General features: G+C 67.8%; 18 protein-coding genes. 4 read left to right on the forward strand and 14 right to left on the reverse strand.

The annotated features are described in order from the left end of the window. The first annotated feature begins 96 nt into the window (after nt 1–96). Nucleotides 97–654 carry a TetR family transcriptional regulator gene (locus ACYQ78_RS11495; RefSeq protein ID WP_459800776.1) on the forward strand — a complete coding sequence of 186 codons (558 nt, stop codon included), beginning with the start codon at nt 97–99 and terminating at the stop codon, nt 652–654. Here ACYQ78_RS11495 and ACYQ78_RS11500 read toward each other — a convergent pair. After that, nucleotides 647–1,426 carry a hypothetical protein gene (locus ACYQ78_RS11500; RefSeq protein WP_459800777.1) on the reverse strand — a complete coding sequence of 260 codons (780 nt, stop codon included), beginning with the start codon at nt 1,424–1,426 and terminating at the stop codon, nt 647–649. The genes ACYQ78_RS11495 and ACYQ78_RS11500 overlap by 8 nt on opposite strands. 182 nt (nt 1,427–1,608) lie before the next feature. On the opposite strand from ACYQ78_RS11500, the gene ACYQ78_RS11505 reads away from it, so the two are divergent. Then, nucleotides 1,609–2,181: a hypothetical protein gene (locus ACYQ78_RS11505; protein WP_459800778.1), complete on the forward strand. Its 573-nt coding sequence runs from the start codon at nt 1,609–1,611 to the stop codon at nt 2,179–2,181. 222 nt (nt 2,182–2,403) lie between these two features. Here ACYQ78_RS11505 and ACYQ78_RS11510 read toward each other — a convergent pair whose 3' ends face one another. Then, the gene (locus tag ACYQ78_RS11510; RefSeq protein ID WP_459800779.1) at nt 2,404–3,333 is read right to left on the reverse strand and encodes a hypothetical protein; all 930 of its coding nucleotides are present in this window, start codon (nt 3,331–3,333) and stop codon (nt 2,404–2,406) included. 220 nt (nt 3,334–3,553) lie between these two features. After that, entirely contained in the window at nt 3,554–4,444 is an 891-nt protein-coding gene (locus ACYQ78_RS11515; RefSeq protein WP_459800780.1) for a LysR family transcriptional regulator, read from the reverse strand. A gap of 127 nt (nt 4,445–4,571) precedes the next feature. Here ACYQ78_RS11515 and ACYQ78_RS11520 point away from each other — a divergent pair, with 127 nt between their 5' ends. Next, complete coding sequence (locus tag ACYQ78_RS11520; RefSeq protein WP_459800781.1) at nt 4,572–4,985, forward strand: VOC family protein; 414 nt, start codon at nt 4,572–4,574, stop codon at nt 4,983–4,985. Nucleotides 4,986–5,220: 235 nt separating this feature from the next. On the opposite strand, the gene ACYQ78_RS11525 is transcribed toward ACYQ78_RS11520, so the two are convergent. Together ACYQ78_RS11525 and msrA are read right to left on the reverse strand one after the other, a co-directional pair. Then, on the reverse strand, nt 5,221–5,550 hold the full coding sequence (locus tag ACYQ78_RS11525) for a putative quinol monooxygenase (RefSeq protein ID WP_459800782.1): 330 nt from the start codon (nt 5,548–5,550) through the stop codon (nt 5,221–5,223). 190 nt (nt 5,551–5,740) lie between these two features. After that, the gene (msrA, locus tag ACYQ78_RS11530) at nt 5,741–6,403 is read right to left on the reverse strand and encodes a peptide-methionine (S)-S-oxide reductase MsrA (protein ID WP_459800783.1); all 663 of its coding nucleotides are present in this window, start codon (nt 6,401–6,403) and stop codon (nt 5,741–5,743) included. Nucleotides 6,404–6,522: 119 nt separating this feature from the next. Between msrA and rarD the strand changes: the two genes are divergently transcribed. Continuing rightward, the gene (gene rarD / locus ACYQ78_RS11535; RefSeq protein ID WP_459800784.1) at nt 6,523–7,422 is read left to right on the forward strand and encodes an EamA family transporter RarD; all 900 of its coding nucleotides are present in this window, start codon (nt 6,523–6,525) and stop codon (nt 7,420–7,422) included. Here rarD and ACYQ78_RS11540 read toward each other — a convergent pair. From ACYQ78_RS11540 to ACYQ78_RS11580, 9 genes are read right to left on the reverse strand one after another with little or no spacing between them, the layout of a single operon-like run. Then, nucleotides 7,419–8,402 carry a polyprenyl synthetase family protein gene (locus ACYQ78_RS11540; RefSeq protein WP_459800785.1) on the reverse strand — a complete coding sequence of 328 codons (984 nt, stop codon included), beginning with the start codon at nt 8,400–8,402 and terminating at the stop codon, nt 7,419–7,421. The two genes, rarD and ACYQ78_RS11540, sit on opposite strands and share 4 nt — an antisense overlap. Nucleotides 8,403–8,414: 12 nt before the next feature. After that, on the reverse strand, nt 8,415–9,965 hold the full coding sequence (nuoN, locus tag ACYQ78_RS11545; protein ID WP_459800786.1) for an NADH-quinone oxidoreductase subunit NuoN: 1,551 nt from the start codon (nt 9,963–9,965) through the stop codon (nt 8,415–8,417). Beyond that, nucleotides 9,962–11,473, reverse strand: coding sequence for an NADH-quinone oxidoreductase subunit M (locus ACYQ78_RS11550; protein ID WP_459800787.1), 1,512 nt, complete (start codon nt 11,471–11,473; stop codon nt 9,962–9,964). Before ACYQ78_RS11550 ends, nuoN begins: the two co-directional genes overlap by 4 nt. After that, nucleotides 11,473–13,377 carry an NADH-quinone oxidoreductase subunit L gene (gene nuoL, locus ACYQ78_RS11555; RefSeq protein ID WP_459800788.1) on the reverse strand — a complete coding sequence of 635 codons (1,905 nt, stop codon included), beginning with the start codon at nt 13,375–13,377 and terminating at the stop codon, nt 11,473–11,475. The genes ACYQ78_RS11550 and nuoL overlap by 1 nt, the downstream gene beginning before the upstream one ends. Nucleotides 13,378–13,386: 9 nt before the next feature. After that, the gene (gene nuoK / locus ACYQ78_RS11560) at nt 13,387–13,683 is read right to left on the reverse strand and encodes an NADH-quinone oxidoreductase subunit NuoK (protein ID WP_459800789.1); all 297 of its coding nucleotides are present in this window, start codon (nt 13,681–13,683) and stop codon (nt 13,387–13,389) included. After that, nucleotides 13,680–14,432, reverse strand: coding sequence for an NADH-quinone oxidoreductase subunit J (locus ACYQ78_RS11565; protein WP_459800790.1), 753 nt, complete (start codon nt 14,430–14,432; stop codon nt 13,680–13,682). The genes nuoK and ACYQ78_RS11565 overlap by 4 nt, the downstream gene beginning before the upstream one ends. After that, nucleotides 14,425–14,940: an NADH-quinone oxidoreductase subunit NuoI gene (nuoI, locus tag ACYQ78_RS11570; protein ID WP_459800791.1), complete on the reverse strand. Its 516-nt coding sequence runs from the start codon at nt 14,938–14,940 to the stop codon at nt 14,425–14,427. Before nuoI ends, ACYQ78_RS11565 begins: the two co-directional genes overlap by 8 nt. Then, nucleotides 14,933–16,276 carry an NADH-quinone oxidoreductase subunit NuoH gene (gene nuoH, locus ACYQ78_RS11575; protein ID WP_459800792.1) on the reverse strand — a complete coding sequence of 448 codons (1,344 nt, stop codon included), beginning with the start codon at nt 16,274–16,276 and terminating at the stop codon, nt 14,933–14,935. Before nuoH ends, nuoI begins: the two co-directional genes overlap by 8 nt. Further along, on the reverse strand, nt 16,273–18,615 hold the full coding sequence (locus ACYQ78_RS11580; protein WP_459801763.1) for an NADH-quinone oxidoreductase subunit G: 2,343 nt from the start codon (nt 18,613–18,615) through the stop codon (nt 16,273–16,275). Before ACYQ78_RS11580 ends, nuoH begins: the two co-directional genes overlap by 4 nt. Nucleotides 18,616–18,638 lie beyond the last annotated feature (23 nt).

Genomic DNA, 18,638 nt, shown 5'->3' on the forward strand with positions numbered 1-18,638 from the left:
CACTACCTCTTTCGATGTCATGAACTGACATCAGGCTATGCGATGTCAGTTCATGACATCAAGATGACAGTGACTGACATCGTCTAAACTTCGCGCATGGCGAGATGGGAGCCGAACGCACGCGGCAGACTCGAAGACGCGGCTCTCGACCTCTTCACCGAACACGGCTTCGACAAGACGACCATCGCCGAGATCGCCCAGCGCGCCGGCCTCACCGAACGCACCTTCTTCCGCCACTTCGCCGACAAACGCGAAGTCCTGTTCAGCGGCTCGGCCCTCCTGCGCGACCTCCTCACCGAAGCCGCCACCGAGGCCCCCGCCGGCACCCCGCCCCTGGGCGCCGTGGCCGTGGCCCTGGAGAAGGCGGGCGACCTCCTCCAGGAACGCCGCGCGTACGCCCGCCGCCGCCAGGCCACCATCAAGGCCAACGAGGAACTCCTCGAACGCGAACTCGTCAAGCTGGCGAGCCTGGCCGAGGCCTTGACCGAGGCCCTGAGATCCCGGGGCGTCCCCGCCCCCGAGGCCTCCGTCGCGGCGGAAACGGGCATCGCCCTGTTCCGCGCGGCCTACACCAGCTGGCTGGAGGAAGACGACACCGCCGACCTCCCCACCTGCATCCGCGCCGCCTTCACCACCCTCCGCACACTCATCTGACGTCGTCTTCGTCGATCACCTGGTCGGCGGCCGGAGCGGTGACGACCAGCGGAAATCCCCAGTCGCGGTAGCGGGTGTCGAAGATGGCGCCGAGCCTCTCGTATCCGCTGCCGGAGACGTCCCTGGTCCGGAGCCGGGTGGGCAGGCCTTGGGCGTCGGTCCACAGCCACCAGTCGATCTTGTCCTTGGGCCGGAAGCGGGAGGAGTAGCCCACCTGCTCGAGGGTGGCGGCACCGCGGTAGACGTACCCGCCGGGGACCGCTTTGCCGGTGACGCCCCGCAGCAGGCCGCGCAGCATCTTCGCGTCGAACAGGTCGACCGGCTGATCCGTGAAGTCCTGGGCCCAGGTACGGCTCGGCGCCTCCCGCACCCACGACTTGGCGCCGGGGAGAACACCGGCCTCGTAGTGCAGATATCTGACCCCGCCGACATAGGTGACGTCGTCCCAGTCCATCCCGGCGAAGGCGGCACGCTCGTCGACCTCCCGCGGATCCGCGCCCGGCCGAGGCATGGAATACCAGGAGGCGTCGTAGGCGACCGGCCCGCGGGGGCTCAGCTGGACCTGGGCGTGCATGCGGTCCAACGGACTGTGGTCCGCCCCGAAGATCCCCACGCTGAGCTCGGACAACCGCACCCCGTGGCCGTGACGCAACTGCTTCTGCACGGCCTTCACCGGATCGGGCGCCCCGGACCCCGCGACCGCCTCAACGGGAGCGGACACCACCACGGCCAGCAGGGTGGCCACGGCGCATCGCCATCTCTTAAAGATCACGAATGGCCATTATCACACCCGAATGATCCGGACCGTAATCGGCCTTTTCGCATAGCCGAAGGGTTGGCACACATAGTCAATGTTTGTCTTGTGAGTTTGTCGCATGATGGTCCCGTCGAGCCGAAGAACTCGACGGGGGAAATTCACCGAGGCTCCACCGAGAAAGCCCAAGGAGATTGGCAGTGAACCGACGGGGACGCATCATCGCCGCAATCGGGGCCGCCATACTGGCCCTGACGACCATGTTCACCGGAATCGGCAGCGCATTAGCGGAGACCCAGAATCCCGCACCGGCGCCCGCGCTCACCGATTCCCAGAAGCAGTCGCTCCAGGCGGAAGTGAACAAGCACCTGAAGGACTACGGCGGCGGCAGGCAGATCGCCATCAACGAGATCGCCTACCAGAACGACCGCCTCATCCTGACCCTGCCGCTGCCCGGCGAGAAGAAGGCACGCTCGCTCAGCGAGCCGGTGACCACCCTGGGCACCGCCAACTGCTCGTTCGAGTACGCCTGCCTGTGGACGAACACCAACTTCGAGGGCACGCGACTCTCCAGGTACGCCTGCGAGACGGTCACGCTGGCCGCACCCTTCACCTCCAGCGTGGGCTCGATCCACAACAACCAGACCACCGGCACGCAGACGATGCTCCTCAACGCGTCGCGCCAGATCCTGAACGCGACCCTGGCACCGAGCCGAGTCAACGACACGGGGGTCGGAACCCGTTACGCGTCCCGCTTCTGGGTCGTCTGCTAACGGACACGTAAAAGGCTCTGGCCGAGAGTGGCACCGCCACCTCGGCCAGACCCATTCCGCGATTCGGCCATTGCTGAGAAGTTCACAGTAAATGGGGAACGCGAATTCCCCGGCGAATACGGTGCGGGGTAGCGAAGCCATTCACGCACGCGGCCCACCGTGTCCGAAAATGCATCTCCCCGATCATGACCTGACTTCCCAGAGCACGCCGATGCCCCCCGACTACTGGATGGTCATGCGGAAGCCATGATCGGCGGACCGGGGACAGAGGAAAATGGTCAGGGCCGCGTAGCGACCGAGCCGGAGCGTGGTCGGTCTCACCGACTCCTTATATTCAGTCGAGCCCCTTTCGAGGTGGCGTTCTTCCATCGGACGCCATCGGGGGTCGCTACCGCCGTCCCATTCCGAGCTGTCCACTTTGAGAAGCGGCTCGGTTTCGGTGCCGCAAACGCCGCAGGGCAATGCGTACATGTCGGTGAGGTGCCAGGACTCCCACCCGCCGATCTTGCAACCCGGAGCAATGGACAACAGGAATGAGTAGGCGTAGCCGAACTCACCATCCCACGCCTTCAGCGCCACCTTGAGGCGCTCGGGAAGCTCATCGGCATGGGGATATTCGGTGACCCGTTCAGGGTGCAGCACGCAGGGACGCGGCAGGTAGCTCTCAGAGCCGAAATCGCCCGCCGGGGCGCCGTCGTCCCGCATGGGCGGTTCGACGAGGACGTCGGTGAGGTCGTCGGCGCGGCGCCACACCAGCATCGGGGCGGGCCCGGGCCCGATGTCCTCCATGTCGTGCTCGCCGGGACACCACAGCACCTGGAGCAGATCGGCACCCTCCGGAAAAGGGATCTCGGGGATGTCGCGTGCGTAGAACTGAGCGACGCCGACCATGGGGATCGGACTCTCGGGGACCCGATCCAGCATCGTCAGCCAGCCCCGCTCGCGGAAGGGCGCGGCCGCCACCTTGACCGTCCGCCCACACGTAGGCCACGGCTCATCGGACGGCCAGATCAGCGGTCCGCCCATATGACTGTCGTGCATGCTCGGTTTCCCCGGCCGAGGATGGAGACGGACGGCCGTCCTCGAGTACGCGTCCAGTACGGGAAACACGGCGGTGATGTCGACCGGCGGGCCGGGAGTGGTGCGAGCCATGCGCTGGAGCCTAGAGCTGTGACCATGTGACCCACGATCTACCGCCGGATCGGCCAGGATCGAGGTCGCCCGTCAGAGGCCGGTTGCCGCGCTCTCGTCGAGCGCGAGGAATGGCACGTCTTCCGGACCGAGCCTGGTGCGTTCCACCTAGCGGGGTCATGATCAGGCTGCTCTGTCCAGGTGAGTGTGGTGCCGCAGGCGCGTTCTCGGGGGCCGTTGCTCAACCGTGGGCGGGGCCGAGGTCGTGGACCGCCTGGGCGAGCGCTCGGATCAGGTCGGTTTCGGCCTCGGTCTGCCATACCAGGGCGTAGGTCAGATGTGGCATGTCCGGCATGGGGAGCCACTGCAGGTGTGCCATCGCCCAGTATCGGGTGACGTGGGCGGGGAAGCTGTGGACGATCTCGCCGGTGCTGACCAGGTTGATCAGCTCGTCGGGGTTGGTGATGGTTTCGACCCGTTCGATGGTCTGGCCGCGCGGGGTGTGGAAGGGGAGGTAGCTGTTCTCCCAGTAGTCCGGCATGTGGGGGGCGGCGGCGTGCCGGAAGCCGCCGAGCGCTTCCAGGGGCACGGAGGACCGGCCGGCCAATTCGTGCTCGGCGGAGACGGCGAGGACTCGCGGGTCGACGAACAGGGTCGGGCCCACGGTGAGATCGGGTTCTTCCACAGGTAGCCAGGCGACCAGTACGTCCATGTCGCCGTTGCGGAGCCCGGCGAAGGTGTCGACGAAGGAGGCACGGCGCAACTGCAGTTCCCATTGCGGGTGCCGGGCGCGGAAGGCCCGCCAGTAGGGATGCAGGTCGTGGACGTTGAAGGGCAGCATGCCCACCCGCAGCCGCGCCATGATGCCGCGGGCTGCCATCCGGGCGCGTTCGAGGCTTTCGTGTAGGCCGGCGTAGATCGGGAGCAGGTCGTCACGCAACTGTCGGCCGACCGGGGTCAAGCGGACCTGACGGCGGTTGAAGCGGTCGAACAGCGAGGTACCGATGCGGCGCTCCTGCTGGCTGATCGCCTGGCTGACCCGCGCCTGGGACACGTGGAGCCGGGCGGCCGTCCGGCCGAAGTGCAGTTCCTCGGCCAGGGTCAGAAAGATCTCGATGTCCCTGATTTCCATGGCGTCCCTCGTCGCGTCATAAGCGCCAAGTTATCGGATCGCCCGGAATCTCACGTTGATGCCGGCAGGCCGCCACTCCACAGTTGAGAACGCCCAAGCCCACCGTTTCTCATTAATGGAGTACGACATGAAGGCACACGTCAGCTCGATTCTTCTCGGCGTCCGGGACATGGCCCGGGCCAAGGAGTTCTACACCGAGGGGCTCGGCTGGAAGATCGAGAACGACTTCGGGGTCTCGGTGTTCTTCGCCTCCGACGGCGCCTCGCCCGTCGGCTTCTACGGCCGTGAGGGCCTGGCCGCCCAGGTGGGCACCGACCAGCAGGGCAGCGGTTTCAGCGGACTGGTCCTGACTTACGTCGTCCGCAGCGAGACGCGGGTCGACGAGATCATGGCGGAGGCCGAGAAAGCCGGCGCGACGATTCTCAAGCCCGCCGGTGCTCTGCCGTGGGGCGGGTACGGCGGCACCTTCGCCGACCCGGACGGCTACATCTGGAGTCTCGGCTACAGCGCCCAGGGCGCCGATCAGCCCTACGCGGAGTAGCCGCGAACGATGTCACGAAGGCACGGCAGTGCCCAAAGGATCAACAGGATGAGCGACGCCATCTGCGCCCATGACCACGCCTGGTCACCCGCGACAACGCAGCCCGCGCCCTGGACTCGCTGATACCGAACTCACCGAGCGGGGCCGTCAGCAGGTGCCGCAGATTCGGCCCGGCCCGCGCCCGGGGGCTCTGACATCGTCCGCCGGTACGTGGACATTTACGCCCGAGCTTGCCTCACGACTCAGGCACGGCCATCTCGCCGAGAAGTGACCAGTCGTCCTGCGGAAGCGTCGCGTTGACGATCCGGGGGGTCTCGGCAAGATGGCGGGGCAGCGTCTGCTGCGCCTTCCTGAAGTGATCGGACTGGACGTGCGCACCTCCCGCATCGCCATCCCGGAATGCCTCGACGAGGACGTACTCCGCCGGGTCCTCGACACTGCGCGACCAGTCGAACCACAGGCAGCCGGGCTCACCGCGAGTGGCCTCGGTGAACTCGCGTGTGATCTCCGGCCACTGGTCGGCGTACTCGGGCAGCACGTGGAACTTCGCCGTAATGAAGATCATGGAATGTCTCGCAAGTCAGTGAGATGGCATGGTACGACCGGCGTGACCGGCGCGTGATCCGCCGAGTCTAACCAGACGACCTCCACCCGCCAACGCCGGAGAAAATCGTCGCCGAACACACGTCTGGCCCAAGATCAGCTCCACTCACGGAGCCGACCAAGGGCCAGCAGTTCAGGCTAAAGCCGCAGCTCTACGCCTCACCAGAAGTAAGACCGACAGGGCAGGAAACCCCGGTCCCGCCGATCCCGCAGTACCCTCCCGGATTCTTGAGGAGGTACTGCTGGTGATAGTCCTCGGCATAGTAGAACTCCGGCGCCGGCCGCACCTCGGTAGTGATCGCCCCATACCCCGCAGCCGTCAGCACCTCCTGATAAGCCGCCAGCGAAGCCGCCGCCGACTTCTCCTGCGCCTCAGAGTGCGTGTAGATCGCCGACCGATACTGCGTCCCGACGTCGTTCCCCTGGCGCATCCCCTGCGTAGGGTCGTGGTTCTCCCAGAACACCTTCAGGAGCTCCTCGTAGGACACCCGCGAAGGATCGAACACCACCCGTACGACCTCGGTGTGCCCGGTGAGCCCCGAACACGTCTCCTCGTACGTGGGATTGGCGGTGAACCCGCCCTGGTATCCGACGGCTGTGGAGAGCACCCCGTCGGTCTGCCAGAACTTGCGCTCCGCGCCCCAGAAGCATCCGAGACCGAAGTCGGCGACCTCGGCCCCCTCGGGCCAAGGCGGGGTGAGCGACCCCCCGAGCACGAGATGCTTCTCAGCCACCGGCATCGCCGTAGACCGTCCCGGGAGCGCGTCGGCGGCGCTCACCATGGAAGCCTTGTTCGTACCGAAGATCCAACCCATGTCTACCTCCTGACCACCTCAACCATGCCACGGCAGGCTTTGTTCCGTTAGAACCACTTAACCATCAAGCCAACATCACTTATTTGTAATAAACAAGGTAAGCAGCCAAACTAGGGTTCATGCCTGATTTGCGCCGTGGAGTCTGGTACGGCATCGCCGCCTACGCCCTCTGGGGCCTGTTTCCCCTGTACTGGCCGCTCCTGAAGCCCAGCGGTGCCGTCGAGATCCTCGCCCACCGCATGTTGTGGTCCCTCGCCGTGGTGGTCGCCATTCTCGCGGTCACCCGGAACTGGTCGTGGATCAGGCGGATCTCCCGGCGGCAACTGCTCCTGCTCACCGGCGCGGGCGCGCTCGTCTCGGCCAACTGGGGCGTCTACATCTACGCCGTCAACAGCGGCCACGTGGTGGAGAGCGCCCTCGGCTACTTCATCAACCCGCTGGTCAGCATCCTGTTCGGTGTGATCATCCTCGGTGAGCGCCTCAGGCGGTGGCAGTGGGTCGCCGTCGGCCTGGCGGCGACGTCGGTCGTCATCCTGACCCTCGGCTACGGGCAGCTCCCCTGGATCGCCCTCACGCTGGCCTTCTCTTTCGGTCTGTACGGGCTGGTCAAGAAGAAGGCCCAAGTAGGTGCGGCCGAAAGCCTCACGATCGAGACCCTCGTCATGCTGATCCCCGCCGGGATCTACCTGATGACGCTCGGGAGCGGCAACACCTTCGGCAACCACGGCGCGGGCCACGCGATCCTGCTGATCAGCTCGGGCGTGGTGACCGCCGTGCCGCTGCTGTTCTTCGCGGCCTCGGTCATCACGGTGCCGCTGACGATCGTCGGGCTGCTGCAGTACATCGCGCCGATCCTGCAGTTCCTCGTCGGGGTGCTGATCATCAAGGAGACCATGCCGGCCGAGCGCTGGCTCGGGTTCGGGGTGGTCTGGCTGGCGCTGGCCGTGTTCACGTGGGACAGCCTCCGGCACGGTCTCGCGAAGAAGCCCGTACCGGAGAAGGAGCTGGCGAAGGTCTAGGCCGAGCGGTCGACCACGAAGTCGCACAGCGACAGCAGCGCGGCGCGCGCGGGGATGTCGGGCAGCTCGGAGAGCTGGTCCTTGGCGCGCGCGGCCCAGCGCTCCAGCTCGGCCCGCGCCATCTTCAGCGCCTCGGAGGCGCGCAGCAGCTCCAGCGCCTCCTCGATGTCGGCCTCGGGCACCGGGCCGGAGACCAGGGCGCGCAGCCGGGGGTCGTCGTCTGAGGCGAGGGCGTACAGGACCGGGAGGGTGCGGATCCCCTCGCGCAGGTCGGTGCCGGGTGTCTTGCCCGAGGTCTCGGAGGCGACGTCGATGATGTCGTCGCCGAGCTGGAAGGCCACGCCGATGGCCTCGCAGGCGGCCGTCAGGCGCAGCACGACGTCCTGGGGGGCGCCCGCGAGCATCGCGCCCAGGCGGCCGCTGGTGGCGATCAGGGAGCCCGTCTTGTCGGCCAGGACGTCGATGTAGTGCTCGATCGGGTCGACGCCCTCGGCGGGGCCGACGGTCTCGCGGATCTGGCCGCGGACCAGTCGGGCGAAGGTCTTGGCCTGGATGCGCACCGGCTCGGGGCCGAGGTCGGCCATGATGTCGGCGGCCTGGGCGAAGACGTAGTCGCCGGTGAGGATGGCCACCGTGTTGTTCCACCGGGCGTTGGCCGACGGCTTGCCGCGGCGCTCGGTCGCCTCGTCCATCACGTCGTCGTGGTAGAGCGTGGCCACATGGGTCAGTTCCATGACGACGGCGCCCGGGATGACCCCGGGCGCCGTCGGGTCGCCGAACTGGGCGGCGAGAAGAACCAGCATCGCGCGGAAGCGCTTGCCGCCGGCCTCTATGAGGTGCTTGGACGCGTCGGTCACGAACGCGTCGTCGCTCTCGACGGCCGAACGGAGTTGCTTCTCCACAGCCGCGAGGCCGTTGGAGATGTCCTCGGCCAGCCGCTCGTCGGCGACGGGCAGGTCAACAACGGGCGGCGCGGCCATAGAAAAGCTCCCTTATTGCACGAACAACGTCTTCGCAGCCGATTCCGCCAGATCAAGGACAGGCTGCGGGAAAACCCCCAAGGCTACCGTAGCGAATGCCGACAGTCCGACCACAGTTGACGTGGCCCACGACGGCGAGACGACGGTGGGACCGTCGGCCGAGGGGTCGCTGAAGAACATCAGCACGATCACGCGGACGTAGAAGAACGCCGCCGCCGCCGAGGCGATGACCGCCAGCACGACCAGGATCGTCAGCCAGGTCGAACCCACGGCGACCGCCGAGTTGAACACGGCGTACTTTCCGAAGAAACCGCTGGTGAGCGGGATTCCGGCGAAGGCCAGCAGGAAGAACGCGAACAGGCCCGCCAGCTTCGGCGACCGCTTGCCCAGGCCCGCCCAGCGCGACAGGTGCCACGCCTCGCCGCCCGGGTCGCGCACCAGCGTCACGATGGCGAACGCGCCGACCGTCGTGATGCCGTAGGTGAGCAGGTAGAACAGCAGGCCCGACAGGGCCAGCCCGTTCTGCCCGGCGTCGCCGACGGCCATGACGCCGATCAGCAGGAAGCCTGCGTGGGCGATCGACGAGTAGGCCAGCATGCGCTTGATGTCGGTCTGGGTGATCGCCAGGATCGAGCCGACGATCATGGTCAGGGCGGCGACGCCCCACATGACCGGGCTCCAGTCCCAGCTGTTGTTGCCCAGCGCGACCCAGAAGACCCGCAGCACGGCGCCGAAGGCGGCGACCAGGGTTCCGGAGGCCATCAGCGCGGTGATCGGGGTCGGGGCGCCCTGGTAGACGTCGGGCTTCCACGCCTGGAAGGGCGCGGCGCCGATCTTGAAGAGCAGGCCGACGCCCAGCATGGCCATGCCGACGGTCAGCAGGGTGCCGTTGCCGTTGGCGACGGCCAGGGCCTGGTTGATCGCCGACAGGTCGACCGAGCCGGCGAAGCCGTACAGGAGCGCCGTGCCGTACAGGAAGAAGGCCGAGGAGAACGCGCCGAGCAGGAAGTACTTGACCGACGCCTCCTGCGACAGCAGGCGGCGGCGCCGGGCCAGACCGCACAGCAGGTAGAGCGGCAGCGACATGACCTCAAGGGCGACGAACATGATGAGCAGGTCGTTCGAGGCCGGGAAGAGGAGCATGCCGCCGATGGCGAACAGGGCCAGCGGGTAGACCTCGGTGTGCGCCGCACCCTCGGTGATCGCCTGCTCCTCCTCGGCGGAGCCGGGGACGGCCGCCGCCGAGGGCACGAACTGGTCTTCGTCGTTGATCAGCAGGACGCTGACGAACGACAGCACCAGGATCGTGCCCCAGATGAACAGGGTCGGGCCGTCGACCGCGACCGCGCCCATCGCCGACGGGGCGGTCGGGACGCCGCGGATCGTCTGCAGGACGACCAGCGCGAACGCGCCGACCAGCGACAGCAGCGTCAGCGGGATGTGGATCGCCCGCCGCAGGTAGCGAGGCGCGAACGCCTCGACGAGGACTCCCACGATGGCCGCGCCCAGGATGACGAGCAGCGGCGCCAGTTGGAAGTACTCGATGGTGGGAGCCGTGATCACTGGCCCTCCTTAACAGCGACGACCGGAGCCGGGTCGGTGACCTTCACGTTGACGAGCGACTCCTTGACGGCCGGGTTGATCACGTCGAGAAGCGGCTTGGGGAAGAAGCCCAAGACCACGATCAGGGCGATCAGCGGCGCGACGACCCAGCGTTCGCGACCGTTGAGGTCCTTCATCTCGGCGACCGACTCGGCGGTGGGGCCGTTCATGGTGCGCTGGTACATCCACAGGATGTAGATGGCGGCGAGGATGACGCCGGTCGTGCCGATGATGGCCGGCACGGCGTAGCGCTGGTAGGTGCCCAGGAGCACCATGAACTCGCTGACGAACGTGCTCAGGCCCGGCAGCGACAGACCCGACAGACCGGCGATGAGGAAGGCGCCCGCCAGCAGCGGGGCGACCTTCTGCACGCCGCCGTAGTCGGCGATGTACTGCGAACCGCGGCGGTAGATCAGGAAGCCCGCGACCAGGAACAGCACACCGGTCGAGAAGCCGTGGTTGACCATGTAGAGCGTCGCACCCGAGGCCGCCGTGGTGGTCATCGCGAACACGCCCATCGTGATGAACCCGAAGTGCGAGATCGAGGTGTACGCCACCAGCCGCTTGATGTCGGTCTGGCCGATCGCCACGATGGCGCCGTAGACGATGCCGATCACCGACAGCGCGATGACGACCGGGGTCGCCCACTTGGCCGCGTCGGGGAACAGCTCCAGGCAGAACCGCAGCATGCCGTACGTGCCGACCTTGTCGAGCACGCCCACCAGCAGCACCGCGGCGCCGGCCGGGGCCTGCGCGGCGGCGTCGGGCAGCCAGGTGTGCACCGGCCAGAGCGGGGCCTTGATCGCGAACGCGATGAAGAAGCCCAGGAAGAGCCACTTCTGCGTCGTCGGGTCGGTGACCGCGCCGATGAGGTCGGGGAACAGGAAGCTGTTCTTGTCGGCCACGTTGTAGAGCGCGATCACGGCCACCAGCATCAGCAGGCCGCCGAACAGCGAGTAGAGCAGGAACTTGACCGCCGCGTAGGACCGCTGCGCGCCGCCGTACGACCCGATCATGAAGTACATCGGGATCAGCATGGCCTCGAAGAACACGTAGAACAGGAAGACGTCGGTCGCCGCGAAGACGCCGATCATCATCGCTTCGAGAACCAGGAGCAGCGCGAAGTAGGTGCGGACCGAGCGCTTGCCCTGCTCGGCGTCGTGCCAGGAGGCCAGCACGACGATCGGCACCAGAATGGCCGACAGCAGGATCAGCACCAGCGCCACGCCGTCGACGGCCACCGCGTAGTGGACGCCGAAGGAGGGGATCCAGTCGTAGGTCTCAGAGAACTGGAACCGGTCGCCGTTGGGGCTGAAAGTGACCGTCATGACCACGGTCAGCGCCAGCACGAGCAGCGAGACGCCGAGCGTCGCCTGCTTGGCGAGCTTGTCGTTCTTGAGGAACGACACGCCGAGCGCGCCCAGGACGGACACGCCCATCAGGATCGAAAGCCACGGGATGGCGGTCATCACAGGGTCCCAACCACGAACCAGGCGCCGACCAGCACGGCGGCACCGACGAAAATGGACAGGGCGTACGACCGCACGTAACCGGTCTGGATCTTCCGCAGCCTGCCGGACGATCCGCCGACACCCGCGGCCAGGCCGTTGACCACGCCGTCGATGCCCCGGTTGTCGAAGAAGACCGCAAAGCGGGTCAGCCACTGGCCGGGGCGCATGAACAGCGCCTCGTTCAGGGCGTCGCCGTAGAGGTCACGACGGGCGAAGACGGTGAGGAACGAGCCGCGCGGCTGCACGACGGGCACCTCGGCGCGGCCGTACTTGGCGATCGCGATCCCGGCGCCGATGGCGACCAGGGCCAGCGTCGTCAGGCCGGGCACGCTGAACGGGTGGAAACCGGGGAGCTCCGCGGGCAGGCCGACGGCCGGGCCGAGGAAGACCATCAGGCGGTTGCTGAGGATCAGGTAGGCGCCCAGGCCGATCGAGAAGACCGACAGGATGATCAGCGGCCAGGTCATCACGGCCGGTGACTCGTGCGGGTGGGCCTTCTCGTCCCAGCGCTTCGGGCCGAAGAAGGTCATCACCACCATGCGGGTCATGTAGAAGCCGGTGATGCCGGCGCCCACCACCGCGAGCCAGCCGAGGATCGCGTTGTGGTGCATGACCGACTCGATGATGCCGTCTTTGGTGAAGTAACCGGACAGCAGCGGGAAGCCGATGATCGCCAGGTAGCCGATGAAGAAGGTGACGAAGGTGATCGGCAGCAGCTTGCGCAGGCCGCCGTAGCGCCGCATGTCGACCTCGTCGTTCATGGCGTGCATGACCGAACCGGCGCCGAGGAACAGGTCGGCCTTGAAGAAGCCGTGCGAGATCAGGTGGGCGATCGCGAAGGCGTAACCGGCCGGGCCGATGCCCGCGGCGAGCATCATGTAGCCGATCTGCGACATCGTCGAGCCGGCCAGGCCCTTCTTGATGTCGTCCTTGGCGGTACCGATGATCGCACCGGCGAGCAGCGTGGCCACACCGACGATCGTCACGACCAGACCGGCCGTGCTGCCCTCGGGGAAGAAGGCGGCGCCGGAGCGGACGACCAGGTAGACGCCGGCGGTGACCATCGTCGCGGCGTGGATGAGGGCCGAGACCGGGGTCGGGCCCTCCATCGCGTCGAGGAGCCACGACTGGAGCGGGAGCTGCGCCGACTTGCCGCACGCGCCGAGCAGGAGCAGCAGGCCGATCGCGGTCGACACACCCTGGGTGGCCTGACCGGCCGCCGGGAAGACCTCGGCGAACTGCAGGGAGCCGAACTGGGCGAAGATGATGAACATCGCGACCAGGAGGCCGAAGTCACCGACCCGGTTGACCACGAACGCCTTCTTCGCGGCCACCGCCGCCGACGGCTTGTACTGCCAGAAGCCGATGAGCAGGTAGGACGCGAGGCCCACACCCTCCCAGCCGATGAACAGGGCGACGTAGTTGTCGGCCAGCACCAGCAGCAGCATCGCCGCGACGAACAGGTTCAGGTAGGCGAAGAAGCGCCGCCTGTCCGGGTCGTGCGACATGTAGCCGATGGAGTAGATGTGGATCAGCGAGCCGACGAACGTGATCAGCAGGCAGAAGCTGATCGACAGCGGGTCGATCAGCAGCCCGATGTTCGCCACGCCGGGGATGAACTCCCAGAGGTTCACCGACTGGCGGCGCTGCGCCGGGTCGAGCCCGATCAGCTGGAAGAACGCGAGGGCGGCCACCACGAAGGCGCCGACCGACATGAGCACTGCGAGAAGGTGGCCCCACTTGTTCGTGGCGCGGCCACCGATAAGGAGAATCGCTGCGCCGACGAGCGGAAGCGCGATCATCAGCCAGGCCAGGCTGATCGCACCGCCCCCGGTGTGCGACAGAATCTCTACGGGTTCCACGGCCGCCTCTTAGTACTTCAGCAGGCTGGCGTCGTCGACCGACGCTGACCTGCGGGTTCGGAAGATCGTCACGATGATGGCCAGGCCGATGACGACCTCGGCGGCGGCCACGATCATCACGAAGAACGCGATGACCTGACCGTCGAGATTGCCGCTCTGGCGGGCGAAGGTCACGAACGCCAGGTTGCACGCGTTGAGCATGAGCTCCACGCACATGAACACGACGATCGCGTTGCGCCGGACGAGGACGCCGATCCCGCCGATCGCGAACAGCAGCGCGCTGAGCACGAGGTAGTGGGTGGTCACTTGTCCTCACCTTCCAGGATCTCGGCCACCTTCGGGTCGATGGTGCCCTCTTCGGCCTCGTACCTGGCGATGTAGCGGTTGACCGACAGCTTGGCGATCTTGCCGTCGGGCAGCAGCGCGGGCATGTCGATCGCGTTGGCGCGGGCGTAGGTACCGGGGCCGGGCAGCGGGGACGGGTCGATGCCCTCCTCGCCGAACTTGACGAAGCGCTCGCGGGACAGCTCCCGCTGGGTGGCGCGCTGCTCCATGCGCTCGCGGTGGGCCAGCACCATGGCGCCCAGCGCGGCGGTGATCAGCAGCGCCGAGGTGACCTCGAAGGCGAACACGTAGCGCGTGAAGATCAGCTCGGCCAGCGACGGGACGTTGCCCGCCGCGTTCACCGCGGCCAGCCCGGTCGGCGGCGCGAAGGCCACGTTGCCGATGCCCAGCGCCAGCAGGGCGGCGAAGCCGAGCCCGGCCACGACCGCCCAGAAGCGCTGGCCCCTGATCGTCTCGACGAGCGAGTCGGACGAGTCGACGCCGACCAGCATCAGCACGAACAGGAACAGCATCATCACGGCGCCGGTGTAGACGATGATCTGCACGGCGGCGAGGAACGGCGCGTCCTGGACGGCGTAGAGAACCGCCAGCGAGAGCATGACCACGCCGAGCATCAGGGCGCAGTAGACCGCTCTGCGGCTGAAGACGAGCCCGAGTGCCGCGCTGACCGAGACGACGGCGAGCACCCAGAACGTGATGGTCTCACCCATTGTCGCGTCCCAGTCGGTAGTAGTCCTCTTCGGTCTCCCCGAGACGCATCGGGTGGGGCGGCTGCTCCATGCCCGCCATCAGCGGGGCGAGCAGCATCTCCTTGGTGTAGATGAGCGCCTCGCGGCTGGAGTCGGCCAGTTCGTACTCGTTGGTCATCGTGAGCGCCCGCGTCGGGCACGCCTCGATGCACAGGCCGCACAGGATGCAGCGCGCGTAGTTGATCTGGTACGTCCGGCCGTAGCGCTCTCCGGGGGAGAAACGCTCCTCGTCGGTGTTGTCCGAGCCCTCCACGAAGATCGCGTCGGCGGGACACGCCCAGGCGCACAGTTCACACCCGACGCACTTCTCCAGGCCGTCGGGCCACCGGTTGAGCTGGTGACGCCCGTGGAAGCGCGGCGCGGTGGGCCGCTTCTCCTCCGGGTAGTTCACCGTGACCGGCTTCTTGAACATGTGGTGGAAGGTGACGCCGAACCCCTTGACGGGGTTCAGCCAGTCGAAACTAGGCACTGGGGACCTCCTTGCGATTCGCCCCGTGGTAGTGCGGCAGATCCAGCGGCGGGACCGGGAATCCACCGGCGGTGGGCTCCTCGCGGAGCTGCTCGTACTCCTCTTCGACCTGCGCGGCGCGGGCCTCGCGGCGGCGCTGCTGCACGGTGTCGAAGCGGAAGAAGACCGCGAGTGCGCCGATGACCACGATCGCCATCAGGGCGATGACCGCGGGGCTGTTGTCGACGCGCAGCGCGCGGAAGGTGGCGACCAGGAGGATCCAGGCCAGGTTCAGCGGGATGAGGACCTTCCAGCCGAAGTGCATCAGCTGGTCGTAGCGGACGCGCGGCAGCGAGGCCCGGACCCACACGAAGAAGCAGAACAGCAGCACGAGCTTGGTGAAGAACCAGAGCATCGGCAGCCAGCCGACGTTCGCGCCGTCCCACAGCGAGATGGGCCAGGGGGCCCGCCAGCCGCCGAGGAACAGGGTGATCGCCACGCCGGAGACGGTGAACACGTTCACGTACTCGGCGAGCTGGAACATCGCGAACTTCAGCGACGAGCTGTATTCGGTGTGGTAGCCGGCCACCAGCTCGCCTTCGCCCTCGGGGAGGTCGAAGGGCACGCGGTTGGTCTCGCCGAACATCGTCAGCATGTAGATCAGGAACGACGGGATCAGCAGGACGGCGTACCAGCTCGGCAGCGGGATGTCCAAACCGAACAGGGTCGCGGTGCCGCCGTCGGCCTGCTTGGCCACGATCTCCGAGGTGGAGAGCGTCCCGGCGTACAGGAAGACCGCCACGAACGACAGGCCCATCGCGATCTCGTAGGAGACCACCTGGGCCGAGGAGCGCAGACCGCCGAGGATCGCGTAGGGCGACTTGGACGACCAGCCCGCCAGCACGATGCCGTAGACGCCGATCGAGGACATCGCCAGGATCCACAGCACGGCCACGGGCAGGTCGGTGAGCTGGAGCGGGGTCTTGACCCCGAACATCGAGACCACCGGGCCGAACGGGATGACCGAGAAGGCCAGGAACGCCGGCACCGAGATGATCACCGGTGCCAGGAAGAAGATGACCTTGTCGACCTTGCGGGGCATCAGGTCTTCCTTGAGCCCCATCTTCAGGCCGTCGGCGACGGTCTGGAGCAGACCGAACTTGCCGGCTCGGTTGGGGCCGTAGCGGTGCTGCATGCGCGAGATGAGCTTGCGCTCGGTCCACACGCCGAACAGCACGCCCAGCATCAGGAAGACGAACAGGAAGACGGCCTTGATGATGCTGATCCACAGCGGATCGTGGCCGAAGTCTTCCGGAAACGACGAACCGGGGCTCGCCGGGCTGGCCAGGAGGATCATGAGGCACTTCCGATCGTGACGACGTCGCCCGCCTCGGCCCGCAGGTCGCGGGTGACCGAGACGCCGCCGGAGTTGGCCGGCACCCAGACGACCCGGTCGGGCAGGTCGGCGATCCGCAGCGGCAGGGTGGAGCCGTTGACGGTGACCTTGTCGACCGCGCCGATTTCGGCGGCGGTGGCCGGGGACAGCAGCGCGACCGCGTCGCGGGCGGTGCCCGCGAGGAACGGCTCGCCGTCCTGCAGCTTCCCGTCGTCGAGCAGCAGGTGCCAGCTCGCCAGGACGGCCTGACCCTGACCGGGCGCGGCGGTGGTGCCGCCGGTGACGCTCGGCGCGGCCGGGCGGACGCCCTTGTAGATGCCGAGCGAACCCAGCTCGCGGCGGACCGCGGCGATGTCGGGCAGACCCAGGTGGACGTCCATCGCGTCGGCGATCGCGGTGATCGCCCGCAGGTCGCTCATCACACCGGGCTGCGGGGTGGCCACCTCGAAGGACCGGCCACGGCCCTCCCAGTCGACGAACGTGCCGGCCTTCTCGGCGACCGCCGCGACCGGCAGCACCACGTCGGCGCGGTCGGTGACGGCGCTGGCGCGGATCTCCAGGCTGACGATGAACGGCGTGTTCTCCAGGGCCCGCAGGGCGAGCTCGGGGTCGGGCAGGTCGTCGGGGTCGACGCCCGCCACGACCAGCGCGTCGAGCCGCTCGTCGAGGGCGGCCCGGAGGATGCCGTCGGTGTCGAGGCCGATCTGGCCCGGCAGCGAGGAGACGTTCCAGACCCGGGCCACTTCGGCGCGGGCGGCCTCGTCGTCGACCGGACGTCCGATCGGGAGCAGGTTCGGCAGCGCGCCCGCCTCGATGGCGCCGCGCTCACCGGCCCGGCGGGGCACCCAGGCCAGCCGGGCGCCGGTCGAACCGGCCAGCCGGACCAGCGCCGAGAGCGCGCCCTTGGAGGAGGCCAGCCGCTCGCCGGCCATGATGATCGTGCCCGCGGGGAGCTTGACGCCGTCGGTGATCAGCTCGCCGATGGCCTCGGCCTCACCGCCGGGGACGGTGCGGATGAGCGTGCCGCCCATCTTGGCCAGGCCAGGCGTGGCGAAGGGCGCCAGCGAGTAGACCGTGAGGCCCTTCTTCTGGGCGGCCTTGCGCAGCCGGAGGAAGACGCTGGGCGACTCCTCTTCCGGCTCGAACCCGGCCAGCAGCACCGCGGGGGCGTTCTCGAGGTCGGTGTAGGAGATCTCGATGCCCTTGCCCGCCACCGAGTGGGCCAGGAACTGGGCCTCCTCGGCGGAGTGGGGCCGCGCCCGCATGTCGATGTCGTTGGTGCCGAGGGCGACCCGCGCGAACTTGCTGTAGGCGTAGGCGTCTTCGACGGTGAGACGGCCACCGGCGAGGACTCCGGCCCTGCGGCCCGCGAGCCCGGCAGCGGCGGCGGCCAGCGCCTCCGGCCAGGAGGCGGGCACCAGCACGCCCTCTTCGTTGCGGATCAGCGGGGTGCGCAGCCGGTCGGACTGGGTCTGGTAGGCGAAGGCCCAGCGGCCCTTGTCGCAGTTCCACTCCTCGTTGACCTGCGGGTCTTCACCGGCGAGCCGGCGGGTGACCTTGCCTCGCCGGTGGTCGGTGCGCAGGGCGCAGCCGGAGGCGCAGTGTTCGCAGGTGCTCGGCGTGGAGACCAGGTCGAACGGGCGGGACTGGAACCGGTAGGCCGCGCCGGTCAGCGCACCCACCGGGCAGATCTGGATCGTGTTGCCCGAGAAGTAGGACTGGAACGGCTCGCCGTCGGCGACGCCCACCTGCTCCTTGGCCCCGCGCTCGAAGAACTCGATGAACGGGTCGCCGGCGATCTGGTCGGAGAAGCGCAGGCAGCGCGCGCACTGCACGCAGCGCTCACGGTCGAGCAGCACCTCGGTCGACAGCGCGACCGGCTTCTCGAACGTCCGCTTGGTCTCCTGGAAGCGCGACTCGCCCTGGCCGTTGGACATCGCCTGGTTCTGCAGGGGGCACTCGCCGCCCTTGTCGCAGACCGGGCAGTCGAGCGGGTGGTTGAGCAGCAGCAGTTCCATCACGCCGCGCTGCGCCTTCTCGGCGACCGGCGAGGTGAGCTGGCTCTGCACGACCATGCCCTGCGCGACCTCGATCGCGCACGACGGCTGCGGCTTGGGGAAGCCCCGGCCGTTGCCCGCGTCGGGGATGTCGACCAGGCACTGGCGGCAGTTGGCCGCCGGGTCGAGCAGCGGGTGGTCACAGAAGCGGGGGATCTGGATCCCCAGCAGCTCGGCCGCCCGGATGATCATCGTGCCCTTCGGCACGCTGACCTGGAAGCCGTCGATGGTGAGAGTCACCATCTCGACGACCGCCCGCTCCTCGG

Source organism: Herbidospora sp. RD11066 (assembly GCF_054661255.1).